Genomic DNA, 18,077 nt, shown 5'->3' on the forward strand with positions numbered 1-18,077 from the left:
TCTTTTTGGTCCGGATCAAAGACGCCGAGGTGAGGCATAGGCATGGTGGCCGCGGCGAGTTGCCGAGACCGGTGCTGGCACATTGCGGACCTGCACCTGCTCTCGACAACACACATCAAATCCAGTCGTCTGTCAGCCTTGCTGCTGGCCGACGGTGATGATGGTCGGTTTGTGTTCCGCGAGCAGCCTTTTTGCAACGCGCTGAACGTCTTCAAGTGTCACGGCCTGGATCTCGCTGTTGCGGCGGTCGAAATAGTCGATGCCGAGCTCGGCGTTTTGAAGGGCAACGAGCTGACGGGCGATCTTGCCCGAACTGTCGAAGCGCAGTGGGTAAGAACCGGTGATAAATCGCTTGGCCGCCTCCAGCTCGTCCTGGCTCGGGCCTTGCGTTGCCATGCGGCTCAGCTGGTTCAGCATCACCTCTACAGTCTCGCCGGCCCGGTCCGATTTGGTCGCCGCGGATCCAATGAGAAGGCCTGTGTGGCGGTAAGGCGACAAGGACGTGCTCGCCCCATAGGAAAGTCCGCGTTTTTCGCGCACTTCCTGATACATCCATGATGTAAAGGTCCCACCTCCAAGTATGTGATTCATCACGTAAGCCGCCTGATAGTCAGGGTCGTCGCGTGTGATGCCGGGATAAGCCAGAAGTATCGTTGTTTGCGGCACTGTAAGTTCACGGTGAACTGTCCCGCCGGTCCGGGGCGCGAGGTCGGCGACAGCCGCCAGGTCACTTCGCTCGGGAAGGTCGGCGAAAATCTTGTCCAGAAGCGGGGCCAGGGTCTTTGCATCGATCGAGCCGACGACGCCGATCTTCAGTCCGTCCCGCGTCAGGATCTTGCCGTGCTGTGCCTGAAGGTCTGCTGCGGAAAGGCTGGTCAACGACTCCATCGTCCCAAGCGTCGGGCGGGCATAAGGGTGCGCCCCGAACATGGCATCGGCGAGTGACCGGCCTGCAATCGCGTTCGGATCGCTCTGGTTCCGTCTGATCTGCGTACTCAATTGCGTCTTCATGCGCTCGACGGGGGTTTCATCGAAACGGGGTTCATTGACTGCGAGCTTCAGAAGATCTGTTGCCTGTGTCAGTCTTGGGCTGAGAGTTCTCAAGCTTCCGTAAAACCGGTCCTTGCCGGTGCTGAACCCGATACTCACAGCGAGTTCTTCCAGCTTGCCCTGAAAATCTTCGGAAGCGAGGTCACCTGCACCTTCATCCAGTGACGCCGCCAGCAGCCGTGTCAGGCCTTCTTTTCCCGCTGGATCCTGCGTTGAGCCACCGTCAAAGGAAAAATTCACCGCGATGATGGGAACCGTATGATCCTCAACGAGCCAGGCTTCGATACCCTTCGGACTGACAACTTTCTGTATCTCGACAGCATAGGCAAGACGGGAAAGCGCCATAAGGGCGACGACGGAAAGAACGGCGAGGGATGAAAGCGTGCGAAAGAATGTCTTCTGGGTCATGGATCAGGACTTGTCGTTGACTTCTGTTGCATTGGTCAGGGCGGCTGCGGGTTCTGTCCCGCTTTCGATCCGCAATTCCCCGTAAACCGGGATTTTTGTCAGGTAGGACCGCGCGGCCTCCAGAACATCCGCAGGCGTAACGGCACTTATCTGTGCCGGCCAGCTTTGGACATCTTCCACCGTCTGGCCGGTGGTCAGTGCACCGCCGAACAGCCTGGCGAGTCCTGACTGGCTGTCCTGGGCGTAGATCGCGCTTGCAAGCATGCTGTTTTTGGCACGCGCCACTTCTTCTTCGGAGACGCCTGTATCGATGACCTTCTGCAGCTCCGCTGCTATCAGGCGCTCCATTTCTTCAAGGGTCTTACCCGGGCGCGGGGCGGCATAAACTCCGAACCTGCCGTCATTCAGGGCTCGGCTCTGGTAATAGGCTCCTGCTCCGATGGCAGCTTCCTGGCCAAGCACGAGGGCCTTGTGCAACCGGCTCGAAGGGCCTTCTCCCAGAATATACGACAGGACATCGAGCGCCTCCGGCGTCCGTCCCTGTCCCGTCGACTGGCTGGGAACGACCCAGGTCTGCGAAATGGTTTCCTGGCGGACCCTTGGATCAGAAACCGCAATCCGGCGTTCTCCGGAGAGTGGTGGTTCCAAAGGTCTCACACGTTCGCCGGGTTCCGCACGCCTTGCGACCTTGCCATAGGTTTCGATTGCAAGTTCCCGGATCTTTTCAACGTCGACGTCACCGGCGATCACGACCACCGCGTTGTTCGGTGTGTAGAACCGGTCATAAAAATCTATCGCGGCATCCTTGTTCAGGGCTTCGATTTCGCTCTCCCAGCCGATCACGGGTGACCCATACGGATGGTTGACGAATGTGATGGCGTTCATGGCTTCGCGCAGGCGCGAACCGGGCTCGCTGTCCACACGGCTTCTGCGTTCTTCAAGCACGACATCACGTTCCGGCGCGACGATCTCTTCGGTCAGCACCAGGTTCTCCATGCGGTCCGCCTCAAGCTTCATCATCAGCGGCAGGTGTTCTTTTGCGACCTTCTGGAAATAGGCCGTGTAGTCCAGGCTCGTGAAGGCGTTTTCCTGACCACCTCGCTCCGCGATCATTTTCGAAAAAGCGCCGTCAGGGTATGCTTTTGTCCCCTTGAACATCAGGTGTTCAAGAAAGTGTGCCACGCCTGACTGCCCCTCTGGTTCATCTGCCGATCCGACCTTGTACCAGATCATGTGCGTGGCGACCGGGGCCCGGCGGTCAGGTATCACGACGACCTGGAGGCCGTTCTCCAGCGTGAAACTCTCCAGATTGGGTGCTATGACGATATCGCTCGTCAGGAGTGAGTCTGCAGCAACCTGCGATGGGGTGAGAAGCGCTGTAGTACCCAGCAAGAGTACGGGTAGAGCCAAAAGACGGGCGGACCGTCGCAGTCGTTTTGCAATTGATGGACGAAATGCATTTTGGCGAGGGTTCACGTGTAACTCCCTTTGTGGCCTGAAAACGAAAAAACCTCCGGACTGATCCCTCCATATAGGAAGGTTGGTCCAGAGGTCCCATTACATTTTTGTCATTCGCGGTTTAACCGCGGATCGGTCAGTTACAAAATTCCTGTTGACCTTCCAGACACCGCGGATCGACTGGCGTACTTGTATATGGATCGTAATTGGTCGGTTTCTTGTTGTTCGACTTCTTTACAATGTCCGGCATCGGCGCGTCCGGGGACGGCGTGCTGTAGCTGCTTGGCGGTTCGGTCAGGAAGCGGCGTGTCGCAATACCATTGTCTTCCAGACCGGCCTGCTGTGCCTTGAGTTGCTGAAGCTTTTCCCACTCTTCGCGCTGCTGCGCGCGTGTTTGAACTTCGCCTTCGGCAATATCGTTGTCGCGGCGCTCGGCTTCCAGGTCTCGTGTCGTCTGGCCGGTCACGCCCGTGATCTTGAAGCCGCGCATTTGCTCAGGTGTCAAGGGTTGCTTGTTGAGCCCGCCGGTATCTGCGTAGAGCTCCTTCAGTTCCCGGTATTGAGCATTTTCCTGTTGCTGCGGCCAGTTCTGGGCATCGGTTCCGGCAACTTCGGTTTCCGGTTCCGGAAGCTTTCCCGGTTCGGCAGGCATGGCAAGCGGAGCGCGGGGTTTGTAATCGATGGGCTTTGCGTTCGGATCGACAGCGCCGAGCCCGCTCATGAGGGAATTCACCAGTGCCACATCCGGCGCCTGCGATGTTCCGTCGGCCGCCTGGCAAGCCGCCAGCCCAGTCAATAGGACAAGCACGGCGGATTTTCTGACCCAGCTAATTTTCGTCCGCACCACAGCAGACTCCCCGGTTACCTGTTGAAAAAGCAGGCATACACGCGCCCGCAATCCATCTGTTCAGCGTTAAACCTTCATTTTGCGGCTGAATTAGGACCAATTCTGAAACTGTCATACAGGAGAGCGACGACGCCTGCAACGATCCACACATCTGCGAGGTTGAAGACGTACCAGGAGAATGTGCCAACGTGAAAATGCACAAAATCAACCACGGCACCGTATGCGATTCGATCTATTCCATTGCCGATCGCACCGCCTATGACCAGCGCGAGTGCGAAGGCGACCAGTTTTGTCTGGCAGCGCGCCGACCAGACCCAAAGACCGATGGTTATGGCAACCGTCAGTCCGGCCAGCAGCCAGCGACCTGTATCGCCGTCCTGTTGAAACAGGCCATAGGAGACACCCCGGTTCCAGACCAGCACGAATTCCAGCACCGGGAATAGCTCTACAGGGCCATTCGTTCCAAGCTCGAAGCCATAAAGCAGCCAGAGTTTGCTCACCTGGTCCAGGACGAGGCCGGCAAGCGCAACAACGAACACAATCCCGCTGAAGCGACCCCACAAGAGGGGTTGCCCGGCGGTATCTGGTTCAATTTGTGTCGGTTCGCTCATGCGGTTCCAGAAACTGTCCCTTGCCTTGCCGCGTTATGCGGGCACGTGAGAAGCGTCCCATTCACGAAGCGCTGCGGCGTCGCGCAATGTGACATCCGGATAGTCCCGATCAGTCCCGACTTCAGGCAGGATCTTCCAGGATCTGGCGCATTTCTGGCCTTCTGCCAGAGCCGGCACAACCGCTACGCCCTTTGTGTCTTCAAGTGTGAAGGCACCGTTCGGCGCAGCGCCGGAAGACAACGTCAACTGGCTGGTGATGGCAATATCAGCCATGTTCTGCCCCTCAAGCGCGGCCATCAGATCCGGATCGGTCACATGTACGACCGGGTGTGCCTCCAGTGACGAACCGATCCGCTTTTCCCTGCGTTCAATTTCAAGAGCACCGGTGATCACGCGGCGAACCGTTCTGATCTTCGCCCATTTGGCAGCCAGATCTTCATCTCGCCATTCTGCGGGAACGACCGGGAATTGCTCAAGATGAACCGAGGTCTCTTCCCCGTAGCGGGTAACCCAGGTTTCGTCCATTGTGAATGGCAGCATCGGCGCCATCCAGGTGACCAGGCAGTTGAACAGCTTGTCGATGACGAAGAGCGACGCCTTGCGGCGAGCAGAAGATTCGGCATCGCAATAAAGCGTGTCCTTGCGGATATCGAAATAGAAGGCGGACAATTCGACGGTCATGAAGGTGAAGAGCTGGTGGGTCACCTTCTTGTAGTCGAACTCCCAATAGGCTTCACGAACCAGGGCGTCCAACTCGGCAAGACGATGCAGCATCAGTCTTTCGAGTTCAGGCATGTCGGCGATCGAGACCTCTTCGCCGGTTGCATGAGCAAGGGATCCGAGCATCCAGCGCAGCGTGTTGCGCAGCTTGCGATAGCTGTCGACGTTTGTCTTGATGATTTCCTGGCCGAGACGCTGGTCTTCCCAATAGTCTGTCGACGCCACCCAAAGACGCAGGATGTCGGCCCCGTACTGCTTGATGATATCCTGAGGGAACACCTGGTTGTTGAGTGACTTGGACATCTTGCGGCCATCTTCGGCCATGGTGAAGCCGTGTGTCAGGACGGCGTCATAGGGCGCCGTACCGCGCGTGCCGCAACTCTCCAGCAGCGAGGAATGGAACCAGCCGCGATGCTGGTCCGACCCTTCAAGATAAAGAACATAGTCGTTTCCGCCGTCCTTCTTGCGGGTCGGGTTGAGATCGTCCCGTTTTTCCAGGACGAAGGCATGGGTGGAACCGGAATCGAACCACACATCGAGAATATCGGTGACCATGTCCCAGTCATCGGCCAGATAGTCATTCCCGAGGAAACGCTCCTTGGCACCTTCCGCGTACCATGCATCGGCACCTTCATCGCAAAAGGCTTCGTAAATGCGCGCGTTGACTGCCTCATCCTTCAGAACGTCAGACGTCTCCTTGTGGATGAACACGGTAATCGGAACACCCCATGCGCGTTGGCGGGACAGGACCCAGTCCGGACGGTTCTCGATCATCGAGCGTAACCGGTTCTGACCGCTTCCCGGTACGAAGCGGGTCTCGTCGATCGCGTTGAGCGCGCGCGTGCGCAACGTGTCTCCTTCACCGGACAAGGTCTTGTCCATGTAGACGAACCACTGCGGGGTGTTGCGGAAGATCACCGGTTTCTTCGAGCGCCAGGAATGCGGATAGGAGTGGTTAAGTCTGCCAAGGCCGATCAGATTTCCGCTTTCCTTCAGCTTTTCGATGACCACCTTGTTGGCTTTGCCCTTTTCACCCTTGTGGGTGATGACCTCGGCACCTTCAAAGCCCGGAGCATCCTTGGTGTAAAATCCGTCATCGGCAACCGTGAACGGGATGGCGGTATTGATACCGCGCGCATCCAGTTCGGCGCGTTTATCCATCCAGATTTCAAAATCGTCCGAGCCGTGGCCGGGGGCAGTATGGACAAAGCCCGTACCTGCATCATCGGTTACGTGATCACCATCCAGCACGGGCACATCGAATTCGTAGCCGCCGAGGCCGAGGTCGGCGAGAGGGTGTGCACAGGTGATTGCCTCAAGTTCGTCTGCGGTTACGGCACGAACACGATTGAAGTCTGAAATGCGGGCGTTCTTGAAGACGTCTGCCGCCAGAGCATCGGCAAGGATCAGGAGATCGCCTTTCTGCACCCAGTTTTCGTCCGGCAGGCCATCCTGCGTGACTTCATACAGACTGTAGGCGATACGCGAAGAGAAACAGATCGCCCGGTTTCCGGGAATGGTCCAGGGCGTGGTTGTCCAGATGACCAGGGACGCATCGAGCAATTGCTCCACGGCGGCCTGATCACTGCCACCAGCGGTCACGACCGGAAATTTCACCCAGATCATGTCGGACTTATGATCCTGATACTCGATTTCTGCTTCCGCGAGTGCCGTCTTTTCGACAACCGACCACATGACCGGCTTGGAGCCGCGATAAAGCTGCCCGGACATGGCGAATTTCATCAGCTCCCGGGCGATGACCGCCTCGCTCTCAAAGCGCATGGTAAGATAGGGGTTGTCCCAGTCCCCCTCAATACCGAGGCGCTTGAATTCCTTGCGCTGTACATCGATCCAGTGTTCGGCGAATTCGCGGCATTCCTTGCGGAATTCGTTGATCGGAACCTCGTCCTTGTTTTTGCCCTTGGCGCGGTACTGTTCCTCGATTTTCCATTCGATCGGCAGGCCGTGGCAATCCCAGCCAGGAACATAATTGCTCTCGAAACCCATCATCTGCATCGAGCGGGTGACAATGTCCTTCAACGTCTTGTTGAGTGCATGCCCGATGTGGATGTTGCCGTTGGCATAGGGGGGGCCGTCATGCAGCACGAATTTGTCGCGGGTCGCACCCTGCGCGCGCAATTTGTTGTAGATATCAAGCTTTTCCCACCTTGCGAGGATTTCAGGTTCCTTCTTGGGAAGGCCCGCCCGCATCGGGAAATCGGTCTTCGGCAAGTTGAGCGTTTCGGAATAGTCGCGTTTATCTGTCTCGGTCATCGTCAAGTCGATCCGGTCGTTCGGGCAAACTGCCCGCCAATTTTACGGGGTGTTGCGTGCCTGTCTTCAGGCCGCGAGAACAGGAGTGTCCCGGTCCCTGGCGCCGCGTTGTTCGCGTCAGCCGAAGGCCGGGCAGGTAATTCGCGTAATCGCGATCATCTCAGAGCCGATGAATATGAGTGGCATGTCGTGCATGGGATGGGACATAGCAGCACTTGCAGGCCGAATAAAGAGGTCTGCAGTATTTCGTGGGTACTCGACTGCCGGAATGGCAGGCTTTCTTTAACGGCTGGCAGTTTATGAAGAGGAGGAGCTTGATCAAGAGGACGGCATGGCCGCGTATTTTGCAGATGGGTACTGGGCGACACGGGATCGCCTGATCCCGGCAGGTCTCATGGCCGTCACGGCCTATTGCGCGGTGCTGATCTATTTCTTTTCACCGGCCGGACCGGCCGTGACCGCCACTGGCGTGCCTATAAACGACTTCCTTTGTTTCTGGTTGGCGGGCTCGGAGGTTGTGCGGGGCACGCCCCAGGTTGCCTACGACAATGAAGCCTTTCTTGCGCTGCAAGCGCCTTATCTTGAACCCGGTGCCTTCTATCCGTTCTTCTACCCGCCGACCTTTTTACTCATTCTGGCTCCTCTTGGGACGATGGCTGCAATCCCGGCCTATGTGATGTCACAAGTGGTCAGCCTGGCATTCGCCGGCGCGGTCTGCGCACGCATCCTGCGCAATTGGACCGGGGTTCTGCTGATCGCAGCGATGCCCGCAACGTTCAATGCAGTGTTTCACGGACAAAATGCACTTCTGTGCGCTGCATTGCTGGGAGCCGGTCTTGTTGCCTTGTCGGAGCGCCGCGAAGTGTTGGCCGGGCTGTTCATCGGTCTGTTGACGATAAAGCCGCAAATGGGCGTTCTTCTGCCTTTCGCGTTCCTGGCGGCTGGTTACTACAGGGCATTCTCGTCGGCCGCTGTCACCGCGATCGCCGTTGCCGCGCTGAGCTGGATTGTGCTGGGTTCCGGTACCTGGCAGGCTTTTCTGGAACAGGCCGCGTTCACCGGCCAGGCAACCGACCAGGGAATGGCAGGATTTTACAAGATGGCATCCGTCTACGCCTCTGTTCGCCTGATCGGCCTGGACGCGCTGCCCGCTTATGCGGTTCAGGGCGCGGCGTCCCTCGCGGCCCTGTGGGTGGTCTGGAAAGTCTGGGGATCCGACGAGGCTTTCGGTCTGAAGGCAGCGGTTCTGGTTTCGGCCGGGTTCTTTGCGACACCCTATGTGCTGCCCTATGACCTGGCGGCCCTGGCTGTCGCGATCGCGTTTTTGGTGCAGGCCACAAACGGCAAGCAGGCATTCCCGTACATGTGGACGCTGGTTGCCCTCGCGGTGCTGCTCTCTGCCTCCTCAAGATATATCGGGGCTGTCTCGGGAGTGCCGCTCGGTCTTGTTGCACCGGCAATCATCCTTTTTGTGTCAATGCGCCTTGTCAGTTTTTCTGGTCGTATCGGCAAGGAGGTGCAGTCATGAAAGCGCGAAACCGCGCCGCAATGATCTGGCAAAAGGGGATTCGCGAGGGGGCCTGGCTTACCTGGGACCGGATCGGCTTCGCGTGCCTTTGCTCCGCCATCGGCCTCAGTCTCGGCCTTATCTGGTTGCTGGTTGTTCCCAACGCTTTCGGCGCGCCCAACGGCACCGTGCTGATGGACTATTTCAGTTTCTGGCTTGCAGGACGGCAGGCGCTCGCCGGAGTCCCTGAAATTGTCTATGTTCCCGCCGAGTTTTCGGCATTGCAGGTCGAAATCTCGGGGTCCGAAACGGTCTTCGGCTTCTTTTATCCGCCGACTTTCCAGCTTCTCCTGAGCGTTTTTGCTGCGCTTCCTTACAAGATGGCCTTTGCGGCTTTCGTGATTTCAACCACTGCGCTCTTGTGCCTTTCCTGCAGGCTGATCACCGGCAAGTGGCTGCTCGCCGCGTGCCTGATCCTCATCCCGGCCTGTGCAAACAATGCGTTTCACGGACAGAATGCGGCCCTGACCGCCGCTCTTTACGGATTCTTTCTCGTCGGTATCGAGCGACAGCGCATGATGCTGGCCGGGTTTGCTCTCGGTTTGCTGACGATAAAGCCGCAACTCGGAATTCTTGTCCCGGTCGCGCTTGTTGCCAGCTTGAACTGGCGAGCCTTCCTCGGCGCGTCGGTGACCACATTGGTGTTTGCGGGCCTAAGCGCTGCTGTGCTCGGCGCCGGTGTCTGGCTGATGTTCTGGCAACAGGCGCCGGTCGCAGCAGCAATGATGGAGCTTGGCGGTGTCGAATGGGGCAAGATGATTTCTGTCTATGGCAGCTTCCGTCAATTCGGGCTTGGCCATGAGATTTCGATGGCTGCGCAGATGTTGGTCGGCCTCGGCGCGCTCATCTGCGTCTGGAAGACCTGGCGCAGAACGGGCGACATGGCCGTCCGGTCCGCATCACTGATTGGCGGAACCCTCCTGGTAACACCGTTTGCACTCACCTATGACCTGACGCTTCTCGTCATCCCGTGTGCGTTTTTGATCAGGGAAGGGCTCGATCGAGGGTTTTTCCCGTATGACAGGATTTTGCTTGCCGTGGTCATCGGACTGTCCGCATCGACGGCACCATTTGCCATCCTGCTTGGCATTCCGATGGCACCGCTTTTGCCGGCAGCGATCCTGTTTCTTGGAATGCGGCGCATGCAGCTCATCGATCGTGCACGGCAACAGGAACGTGAACCGGATCACATCTCCGGAACGGCATCGGCCTGAGTTTTCTTTTTCAGCTTCCGTTCACGGTGCGCGATATAGAGCCCGCTGCCGATGATGAGTGCTATCCCTATCCATGTGGGACCATCGGGAAAGTCTGAAAAGACAAGATAGCCGAACAGCGTCGCGCTGACGATTTCGACATATTGCAGCGGTGCGAGCAGGCTGGCACTGCCGCGCTGGAAAGCGGCAACAACGAGTCCATGGGCGGCGAATGAAATCAGCCCGATGAGCGCAAGCAAGGCCGTTTGCGGAAGTGTGGGGACTTCGAACTCGTAGCCTTCAAATTGTCCGTACGATCCGATCAGCAAAGCCGTACCCAGCAGTAGCGCACCTGATAGACCGGCGCCGAACTGGATCGTGAGCAAGTCGTCTTCCACCGGGTAAAGTTTGTTGATCAGAAGATAAAAGGAAAACAAGAATGCGGTCAAAACGGGCAGTAGACTGACAAGTCCGATTTCTGCCAGGCTTGGGCGCAGGATGAAGATGGCGCCCAGAAGCCCGACAAGAATGGCGCCGATCCTGCGGATGCCGACCTGTTCTTTCAGGATCAGCGCGGCCAGCATGGTCAAGACCATCGGTTCTATGAAAAAGATCGAGATCGCCGTTGCGACCGACATGTATTTGACGGCGGTGAAAAAACTGAGCGATGCAATCGCGAGCAGGATGCCACGCAGAAAATTGATGACCGGCTGCCTGGCCCTGAGCCGCATTATCCGTCCGGTGACAAGTGCGATACAGAGGCAGATCACGAACTGGAAAAAAAATCGGCCGAAGGTAACTTCAAGTGCCGGTAGCGCCGACGACAGGTATTTTGCAATGATATCCATGACCGGAACGATCAGCATTGCTGTTGTCATCAGAAAAATTGCAAATAGCGGATTAGGTTCGACCGGTGCCCGGGCTGAGACTTTCGTCACGTGGCAAGATCCAGCAACTTCATGTCGATTTCCGAAAGGGGTTGGAGGGATTGCAATGCCGCTCTCGCTTCGGCGCTGTCACGATCCATCTGCGCAACGAGGGCCTCGGCCGAGTCGAACTTGTCCTCTCCCCGGAGATAGGAAACAAGGTGTATTCTCAGTGTCTGGCCGTATAGGTCACCGCTGAAATCGAACAGGAAGACTTCGAACACGACCGCGCCGTCGTCGAAAGTAGGCCGTCTGCCATAGCTGGCGACACCGTCATGCCAGCCGTTTTCCGTCCGCACCTTGACCGCGTAAATGCCTTGGAGAAGCGGACTGTCACCGCTCAGATGCAGGTTCGCTGTCGGATAGCCGAGGTCACGCCCGCGCTTGTCGCCGTGTTCGACCGTTGCATCGAAATACCACCGGTACCCGAGCAGGGCATTGGCCTGCGCTACGTCTCCTTGTGCGAGGCAGTCGCGAATCCGGGTGGAGGAAATGACTTCGGCGCCTTCATCTTCTTCACGCTGAACGATCGTGACACCGAAACCGTTTTCAGCGCCTGCCATGCGCAGATAGTCGGGTGTTCCTTGTCGCGCCCGGCCGAAGTGGAAATCATAGCCCGTGACCGCGTGCGAAATGCCGAGTGTGTCAATCAGGATGTCCTGAACAAAGGCGTTTGCTTCAATGCCGGCGAATTCCCGGGTAAACGGCAGGATAAGAGCCCCGTCCAGTCCGCACGCATTCAGCATCTCGACCTTCAACGGCGGAGGCGTCAGCCGGTAGACCGGTTTGGAAGGATTGAACACTGTTCTCGGATGCGGTTCGAAACTCATGGCGAAAACCGGATGGTGCGTGCCGTGGCCAAGCCCCAATGCCGCGCCCAGTACGGCTCTGTGCCCCCGATGCACGCCATCAAAATTTCCGATTGCGACGATGCCGCCTTTCAATTCTTCAGGAAACGCGTCCAGATTCTCGGCGTACAAGAAACTGGCGGATTGAGACGGGCTCATGCAGCAAACCTTCGCGCAGTGTGTCGGCCGGAACGGCTTCTCGGGAAACGGCAGTGGGAACGGGGGCACGTGATGTGTCCGCTCGCTGATGCTGGCGTGGAAACTGCCGTCTGCGCGTGAAAACGTCAAGGTCGGTAGACATCGTAAACCGGTCGGCCGATGCTTTGCGGTCAGATACGCGATCTGTCCTCGTCACGGCGAGGGACCTTCACCAGGGCTTCACCTTCCAGAACCACCTGATCCTCGACGCTGCAGATGCAGGAAAGCCGGGCGCGGTTTCCCCGTTCCATGAGTTCTTCGACCGTGACCGTTACCTTTACGTCGTCACCGATCCTGACCGGTGCCTTGAAATTGAGTGTCTGGGAAAGATAAATCGCACCTGGGCCGGGAAGACGGGTCCCGAGCACCGCCGAAATGAGACTTGCGGTGTAAAGGCCATGCGCAATCCGGGTTTTGAAAGGTGTGCGTGCTGCAAAGTGCTCCGACAGGTGAATGGGGTTCCGGTCCCCCGAGACTTCGGCGAAGCCTACGACATCAGAAGAACTGACGTGTTTCACCAGTTCTTCCCGCATTCCCGTTTCCAGATCTTCGAAACAGAGTGTTCGCAGTTCCAACATGCCAATTCCGCCCGGTTTTTTCTTGTTTCCAACCGGCGAGAACGCTAGGCCCGCAAGGGTTTTCTGGCAATTATGCTTTCGGCGAAGAAAAATACGCGCGTTATTAACGGTCTTTTCAGGGCCAGCAGGTAGATTATGCCGGGTGTGGGGAGGTGAGGACACAGTAATTGTGTTGCTCTCCTTCAGAGTCATATCGCGTTTCCACCGGCCCACGGCCAGGGGCCGCGCCAATTGACAGTATGGAGTAGACAATGGCCCTTGATCTTCAGATGCCGGTCCTCGTGGTCGATGACTACAAAACGATGATTCGCATCATTCGGAACCTGTTGAAGCAACTTGGTTTCGAAGACATCGACGATGCCGCGGATGGCACCGAAGCCCTGGAAAAAATGAAGCAGCGCCGTTACGGCCTGGTCATTTCGGACTGGAATATGGAGCCGATGACCGGCTACGAACTGCTCAAGCAGGTTCGTTCCGATTCTGGTCTCAGCAAAACCCCGTTCATTATGGTCACTGCGGAATCCAAGACGGAAAACGTCATTGCCGCAAAGAAAGCCGGTGTGAACAACTACATCGTGAAGCCGTTCAATGCTCAGACGCTCAAGGGCAAGATCGAAGCTGTTTTCTCCGAGTGACCTTTGTGCCGGGCGGAGCCCAGTAGTGGGTGTTCCGCCGGCGCAAACCGGGATCAAAGGCGTGACACAGCTGTCGGACGGGCAGGTGTGCTCAGGTCTATCGGGATTCTGAAGCAGGAACGCGGCGCAAAGTTTGCCGCTGCGTTCAGGAATGGCTTTCATGCGGGGGGTGAACCTTATGGCCAATATAAAGCAGGAAAACGTTGCGCGCGTTATAGATTTCCTGGAACAGAACAAAAATCGTGATGGCGAAGTCTCACTCACGGACGTGATGCACCTTGCAGAGGTCATGTCCGGATCGATGCATGACTTTCTGTCGACCGTTCAGCCAACGGTGACTGAAGAGCTCAAGTTGATCGCCAAAGAAATTACGCGCATGAAGGAAGAAATTTGCCAACTGCGCGCAAATGACATGACCGGCAACAAGATACCTGATGCCGGACGCGAGCTTGATGCGATTGTCGAGGCGACCGAAGAGGCCACCAACACGATCATGGAAGCCGCCGAGGATATCATGGGGGCGGACACAAGCGACACGGAAGCCTACCAGGAACTGGTCAGCAACAAGATGATCAGCATCTTCGAAGCCTGCACTTTCCAGGATATAACGGGACAGCGGATTTCAAAGGTCGTGACAACCCTGAATTATATCGACGAACGCGTCTCGTCCTTTATCGAACATCTGCGTATTCCGGAGGATCTGGATGCGGAACTTCAGGAAAGCGACGAAGAGCGCCGCAAGCGTGAACTGATCCTGCACGGTCCGCAACACGATGGTGAAGGCGTTTCGCAGGATGATATCGATTCAATGCTGATGGGCGCCCAGGCGGATATCGACAAGCTTTTCGACTGAAGAATCTCGATCCCGATTGAACAAAGGGTCGCCGCTGGCGGCCCTTTTTGTTTCTACCACCAGAGCCGGGGCAGAGCAGCTCTTGCGCGCAGCCCCTCCTCGATCAGACGTTTGCGGATCAGGTGTTCTTCCGGAGCGTCACTGGGTCCGAAGTCCGAAGCGTGAATTCCGGCGGTAATAAACAGGACGTCGATATCCTGTGAGACCGCTCCGCGGATATCCGTGGGAAGACCGTCGCCAATGGCCAGAACGTCTTCCTTTGAAATCGGTTCACCCGCAAGCGTTTCCAGCCGTTTCATTGCGGCGTGGTAGATTGGTGCGTGCGGCTTGCCGAGAATGGCGACTTCTCCGCCCAGATCTTCGTAGAGCCGGGCCAAGGCTCCTGCACACCAGACCAGCCGGTCACCACGTTCCACCACGATATCCGGATTGGCGCAGATCATGAGCAACTTCCGGTCGGCCAGTTTTTGCAGCCGGTCCCGGTAGTCGTCGGGCGTTTCCCTCTCGTCGTCCACAAGTCCGGTGCAACTGATCGCTTCCGCCTCGTCGTCATTTGTGGTGAAGGTCGCTTCAAGGTCCCAGTAAAGCGGCTGATCCCTGTTGGGCCCCAGATGCAGAAGGGTCTTGTTGCCCTGTTCCTCCAGAATCGCCCGGGTCACATCGCCAGATGTCACGATATCGTCGTAGGCCTCTTCGGGAACACCGAGTTTTGCAAGCATCTCCCCGACCTGTTTGGCCGGGCGTGGTGCGTTCGTGATCAGTACCACCTTGCCGCCGGTCTCTTCCCGATAGGCTCTCAGCGCCTTGTGTGCTTCCTCGAACGCTGCAACCCCGTTGTGAAGCACACCCCAGACATCGCACAGAACCCCCTTGTAGAAAGGAGCAACGGCGCGAAGCCCGTCAATCAGAAGCGGTGCAGAAACGGTCATGTCATTCACTCGGATTGTGCTTGATCTGATAAGCTGGGAAAGAATCGGGACAAACTCGGCGCGGACCATATAGGAACATGACGCAGTGCGAAACCGAGTAAAGGGAGTTTCATGCAGGTCAGGCAACTTGGCGAACAGGTGATCAACCAGATTGCGGCCGGCGAAGTAATCGAGCGGCCCGCCAGTGTCATCAAGGAACTGGTTGAAAATGCCGTTGATGCCGGAGCGCGGAATATCGAGATCGTGACCGCTGCCGGTGGGAAGACGCTCATGCGCGTTGCCGATGACGGCGAAGGCATGCGCCAGAACGACCTGAAACTGGCAATCCGCCGACATTGTACATCCAAGATATCCGACGATGACCTTTTCGATATCCGGACTCTCGGATTTCGCGGAGAGGCCCTGCCATCCATCGGGTCCGTGGCGAGGCTGACGATACAGACCCGTCACAGGGAAGAAGATCATGCCTGGGCGATTGCGGTCGAAGGGGGACGGGAACAGCCGCTGGCACCTGCCGCGCGTGCCGGCGGAACACTGGTTGAAGTCAGAGACCTGTTCTTTGCGACCCCGGCCCGATTGAAGTTTCTGAAATCCGACCGCGCGGAAACCTCTGCGGTCACGGATATCGTCAAACGGATCGCTCTGGCCTATCCGGAAGTCGGTTTCTCGATTTCGGGCGTTGACCGGCAGGCGCAAAGCTGGCCGGCCGCAAGAGGCAATGAACCCGAGCTTGCGAGGATCGCCCAGATACTCGGGCAGGAATTCGTCGAAAACGCGATGGAAATAGATGCGGCGCGGGAAGGGGTTCACCTGACCGGATTTGCCGGTTTGCCGACCCATCATCGCGGCAATGCCCAACATCAGTTCTTTTTTGTCAACGGCAGGCCGGTAAAGGACAAACTGTTGCTGTCCGGACTGCGCGGCGCCTATGCCGATGTGCTGGCAAGAGAGCGGCACCCCGTCGTCGTTCTCTTTTTCGAACTGGATCCGGCGCAGGTGGATGTCAATGTGCACCCGGCAAAGGCGGATGTGAGATTTCGCGATTCCCAACTGGTTCGCGGACTGCTCGTCGGGGCCATCAAACAGGCGCTCGTTCAGGCCGGGCACCGGTCGTCAACCTCCAACGCCGCAGTCGCACTCGATGCACTGCGCTCCCAAGGACCCGGCTTTCAGACTTCCGCTGCAGGTGCATACACGCCAGGTCAGGGGAATACCGGAAGAAGCGCCCAGGCTCAGGCTTATCCTCATGCCCGTCCGCAAGCCGGCGACCGCTGGAATCCGGACGTCTTCCGTCCGCTGGAGGATGACGGAGCGGCGATGGAGGGATTTGCCGAGACAGCCCAGAAGAGTTTCCGGGCTCAGAACGGTTTCGCCGAAATGTCGGTTCCATCCGCGGATGCAAGGGCTCACCAGGAACCAGTCGAAACCGGAAAGACCGAACTGCCTCTTGGTGCTGCACGCGCGCAGGTTCATGAAACCTACATCATTTCACAAACCACGGATGGTGTTGTGATTGTCGATCAGCACGCGGCTCACGAGAGGCTCGTCTATGAAAGGCTGAAGGAGGCGCTGGCGAAGAAAGATGTTGCGCGCCAGATTCTCCTGATCCCGGAAATTGTCGAATTGGCGGAAGAAGATGCGCTCCGCTTGCACGAAAAGGCGGCAGACCTGGAAGAGGTTGGACTCGTGCTGGAGGCATTCGGTCCCGGTGCGATCGCCGTCAGGGAAACTCCGGCATTGCTGGGTGACATGGACATTCAGGGCATGGTCAGAAACCTGGCCGATGAGCTGGCGGAATGGGACACTGCGGACGGCCTGAAGGAAAAACTCGACCATGTAGCCGCGACCATGGCATGTCACGGATCCGTGCGCGCAGGCCGGCGAATGCGTCCGGAAGAAATGGACGCGCTCTTGCGCGACATGGAGGCAACGCCCAAATCAGGCCAGTGCAATCACGGCCGACCGACCTGGGTCGAGCTCAAGCTGACGGACATTGAGAGGCTTTTCGGGCGCAAGTGATCGCGGCAATCTGATCGGCAACAACCCGCCATGCGTAGGAACAACGGCAAATGCAACAAGGAGCGTGTCATGGCCGAGGCTGAAGCCGGCAGTGCAGCGGGAGCACAGGAAAAACATGCGGGTGCCTGGCCGAAGTTTCGGCGGGGTCTGATCAAACTGGTGATCGCCGCTGCCATCGCATACGCCATGGCAGCAGGATACATGTATGTGAACCAGCGTAGCTTCGTTTTTGTGCCAAGCGGCGAACTGGAAACACCTGCAGACAAGGGACTTGAGACTGTTTCAGCCGAAATCGTCGAAATGGCGGATGGAACAAAGATAACGGTCTGGACCGCGGAGCCGGTGGATCCGGGTACTCCCACTGTTGTCTATTTTCACGGCAATTCGAGCAATCTCTCGGGCCGCTGGAAGCGGTTCAAGCAGATCGTGGACAGCGGATACGGTCTCTATGCACCAACACATCGCGGCTATGCTGGCAGCGAGGGAAGCCCATCGGAAGCCGCCCTCGTTTCCGATGCGCTGGAGCACTACGACAGGGCAGCAGCTGCCGGGTCACCGGTCATTGTCCACGGCGAGAGCCTCGGAACCGGACTTGCAGCTGCCGTGGGCGCCGAACGTTCTGATGTAGGACTTGTTGTGCTGGAAGCACCTTATACCGCACTCGTTGACATGGCAGGCGAAAGCTATCCTTGGCTTCCTGTTGAAATGCTGATGAAGGACCCGATGAAAACACGCGAGCGGATCGGGAAAGTCGGTGCGCCGGTGATGATTGTTCACGGAACCGATGACGCCGTCATTCCGGTCGACCATGGCAAGCGCTTGTTCGAATTCGCATCTGATCCCAAGGAAATCCTGATCATTGAGGGCGCGGGTCACAGCGATTTGTGGAAGACCGGTCTCTGGGATGCCGTCCGGGACAAATGGGCCCGGGAAGGCACCTGAACCACAGCTCCGGGCACTTTA

General features: G+C 57.6%; 15 protein-coding genes. 6 read left to right on the top strand and 9 right to left on the bottom strand.

Annotated features, from left to right (window positions below):
* Positions 1-132 precede the first annotated feature (132 nt).
* From LA5095_RS00755 to ileS, 5 genes are all read right to left on the bottom strand, one after another.
* Positions 133-1,458, bottom strand: a complete 1,326-nt coding sequence (locus LA5095_RS00755; RefSeq protein WP_055111103.1) for a M16 family metallopeptidase — start codon at positions 1,456-1,458, stop codon at positions 133-135.
* Between the two features lie 3 nt (positions 1,459-1,461).
* Positions 1,462-2,934, bottom strand: a complete 1,473-nt coding sequence (locus tag LA5095_RS00760) for a M16 family metallopeptidase (protein ID WP_235808832.1) — start codon at positions 2,932-2,934, stop codon at positions 1,462-1,464.
* 118 nt (positions 2,935-3,052) lie between these two features.
* On the bottom strand, positions 3,053-3,760 hold the full coding sequence (locus tag LA5095_RS00765) for a hypothetical protein (protein WP_144436102.1): 708 nt from the start codon (positions 3,758-3,760) through the stop codon (positions 3,053-3,055).
* A gap of 77 nt (positions 3,761-3,837) precedes the next feature.
* Positions 3,838-4,374, bottom strand: coding sequence for a signal peptidase II (gene lspA / locus LA5095_RS00770; protein WP_082442708.1), 537 nt, complete (start codon positions 4,372-4,374; stop codon positions 3,838-3,840).
* 33 nt (positions 4,375-4,407) lie between these two features.
* On the bottom strand, positions 4,408-7,368 hold the full coding sequence (gene ileS / locus LA5095_RS00775) for an isoleucine--tRNA ligase (protein ID WP_055111107.1): 2,961 nt from the start codon (positions 7,366-7,368) through the stop codon (positions 4,408-4,410).
* A 331-nt stretch (positions 7,369-7,699) separates the two neighbouring features.
* Between ileS and LA5095_RS00780 the strand changes: the two genes are divergently transcribed.
* Together LA5095_RS00780 and LA5095_RS00785 are read left to right on the top strand one after the other, a co-directional pair.
* Positions 7,700-8,896 carry a glycosyltransferase family 87 protein gene (locus LA5095_RS00780; RefSeq protein ID WP_055111109.1) on the top strand — a complete coding sequence of 399 codons (1,197 nt, stop codon included), beginning with the start codon at positions 7,700-7,702 and terminating at the stop codon, positions 8,894-8,896.
* On the top strand, positions 8,893-10,149 hold the full coding sequence (locus LA5095_RS00785; RefSeq protein ID WP_055111111.1) for a glycosyltransferase family 87 protein: 1,257 nt from the start codon (positions 8,893-8,895) through the stop codon (positions 10,147-10,149). The genes LA5095_RS00780 and LA5095_RS00785 overlap by 4 nt, the downstream gene beginning before the upstream one ends.
* Here the strand turns inward: LA5095_RS00785 and LA5095_RS00790 are convergent.
* From LA5095_RS00790 to LA5095_RS00800, 3 genes are all read right to left on the bottom strand, one after another.
* Positions 10,122-11,066 (bottom strand): DMT family transporter, encoded by a 945-nt coding sequence (locus tag LA5095_RS00790; protein WP_208992510.1) that lies wholly within the window; start codon positions 11,064-11,066, stop codon positions 10,122-10,124. The genes LA5095_RS00785 and LA5095_RS00790 overlap by 28 nt on opposite strands.
* A complete protein-coding gene (locus LA5095_RS00795; protein WP_055111113.1) occupies positions 11,063-12,061 on the bottom strand; it encodes a bifunctional riboflavin kinase/FAD synthetase in 999 nt (332 codons plus the stop codon). Before LA5095_RS00795 ends, LA5095_RS00790 begins: the two co-directional genes overlap by 4 nt.
* A 170-nt stretch (positions 12,062-12,231) precedes the next feature.
* On the bottom strand, positions 12,232-12,678 hold the full coding sequence (locus tag LA5095_RS00800) for a MaoC family dehydratase (RefSeq protein ID WP_029063700.1): 447 nt from the start codon (positions 12,676-12,678) through the stop codon (positions 12,232-12,234).
* Positions 12,679-12,929: 251 nt separating this feature from the next.
* On the opposite strand from LA5095_RS00800, the gene LA5095_RS00805 reads away from it, so the two are divergent.
* The gene (locus LA5095_RS00805) at positions 12,930-13,313 is read left to right on the top strand and encodes a response regulator (RefSeq protein ID WP_029063701.1); all 384 of its coding nucleotides are present in this window, start codon (positions 12,930-12,932) and stop codon (positions 13,311-13,313) included.
* Positions 13,314-13,491: 178 nt separating this feature from the next.
* The gene (locus LA5095_RS00810) at positions 13,492-14,166 is read left to right on the top strand and encodes a protein phosphatase CheZ (protein ID WP_173937285.1); all 675 of its coding nucleotides are present in this window, start codon (positions 13,492-13,494) and stop codon (positions 14,164-14,166) included.
* Between the two features lie 53 nt (positions 14,167-14,219).
* On the opposite strand, the gene LA5095_RS00815 is transcribed toward LA5095_RS00810, so the two are convergent.
* Positions 14,220-15,095: a TIGR01459 family HAD-type hydrolase gene (locus LA5095_RS00815; RefSeq protein WP_055112562.1), complete on the bottom strand. Its 876-nt coding sequence runs from the start codon at positions 15,093-15,095 to the stop codon at positions 14,220-14,222.
* Positions 15,096-15,206: 111 nt separating this feature from the next.
* Here LA5095_RS00815 and mutL point away from each other — a divergent pair, with 111 nt between their 5' ends.
* Together mutL and LA5095_RS00825 are read left to right on the top strand one after the other, a co-directional pair.
* Complete coding sequence (gene mutL, locus LA5095_RS00820) at positions 15,207-17,114, top strand: DNA mismatch repair endonuclease MutL (protein WP_055111115.1); 1,908 nt, start codon at positions 15,207-15,209, stop codon at positions 17,112-17,114.
* Positions 17,115-17,183: 69 nt separating this feature from the next.
* Positions 17,184-18,056 (top strand): alpha/beta hydrolase, encoded by an 873-nt coding sequence (locus tag LA5095_RS00825; protein ID WP_082442784.1) that lies wholly within the window; start codon positions 17,184-17,186, stop codon positions 18,054-18,056.
* Positions 18,057-18,077: the final 21 nt, after the last annotated feature.

The sequence above is a fragment of the Roseibium album genome (genome assembly GCF_001404515.1).
Lineage (GTDB): Bacteria > Pseudomonadota > Alphaproteobacteria > Rhizobiales > Stappiaceae > Roseibium > Roseibium album.

Excerpts from the sequence above, each read along its gene's own strand:
- ileS (WP_055111107.1), bottom strand. The coding sequence starts at position 7,368 with ATGACCGAGACAGATAAACGCGACTATTCCGAAACGCTCAACTTGCCG.
- LA5095_RS00795 (WP_055111113.1), bottom strand. The coding sequence starts at position 12,061 with ATGAGCCCGTCTCAATCCGCCAGTTTCTTGTACGCCGAGAATCTGGAC.
- LA5095_RS00800 (WP_029063700.1), bottom strand. The coding sequence starts at position 12,678 with ATGTTGGAACTGCGAACACTCTGTTTCGAAGATCTGGAAACGGGAATG.
- LA5095_RS00810 (WP_173937285.1), top strand. The coding sequence starts at position 13,492 with ATGGCCAATATAAAGCAGGAAAACGTTGCGCGCGTTATAGATTTCCTG.
- LA5095_RS00780 (WP_055111109.1), top strand. The coding sequence starts at position 7,700 with ATGGCCGCGTATTTTGCAGATGGGTACTGGGCGACACGGGATCGCCTG.
- LA5095_RS00815 (WP_055112562.1), bottom strand. The coding sequence starts at position 15,095 with ATGACCGTTTCTGCACCGCTTCTGATTGACGGGCTTCGCGCCGTTGCT.
- LA5095_RS00785 (WP_055111111.1), top strand. The coding sequence starts at position 8,893 with ATGAAAGCGCGAAACCGCGCCGCAATGATCTGGCAAAAGGGGATTCGC.
- LA5095_RS00825 (WP_082442784.1), top strand. The coding sequence starts at position 17,184 with ATGGCCGAGGCTGAAGCCGGCAGTGCAGCGGGAGCACAGGAAAAACAT.
- lspA (WP_082442708.1), bottom strand. The coding sequence starts at position 4,374 with ATGAGCGAACCGACACAAATTGAACCAGATACCGCCGGGCAACCCCTC.
- mutL (WP_055111115.1), top strand. The coding sequence starts at position 15,207 with ATGCAGGTCAGGCAACTTGGCGAACAGGTGATCAACCAGATTGCGGCC.
- LA5095_RS00805 (WP_029063701.1), top strand. The coding sequence starts at position 12,930 with ATGGCCCTTGATCTTCAGATGCCGGTCCTCGTGGTCGATGACTACAAA.
- LA5095_RS00755 (WP_055111103.1), bottom strand. The coding sequence starts at position 1,458 with ATGACCCAGAAGACATTCTTTCGCACGCTTTCATCCCTCGCCGTTCTT.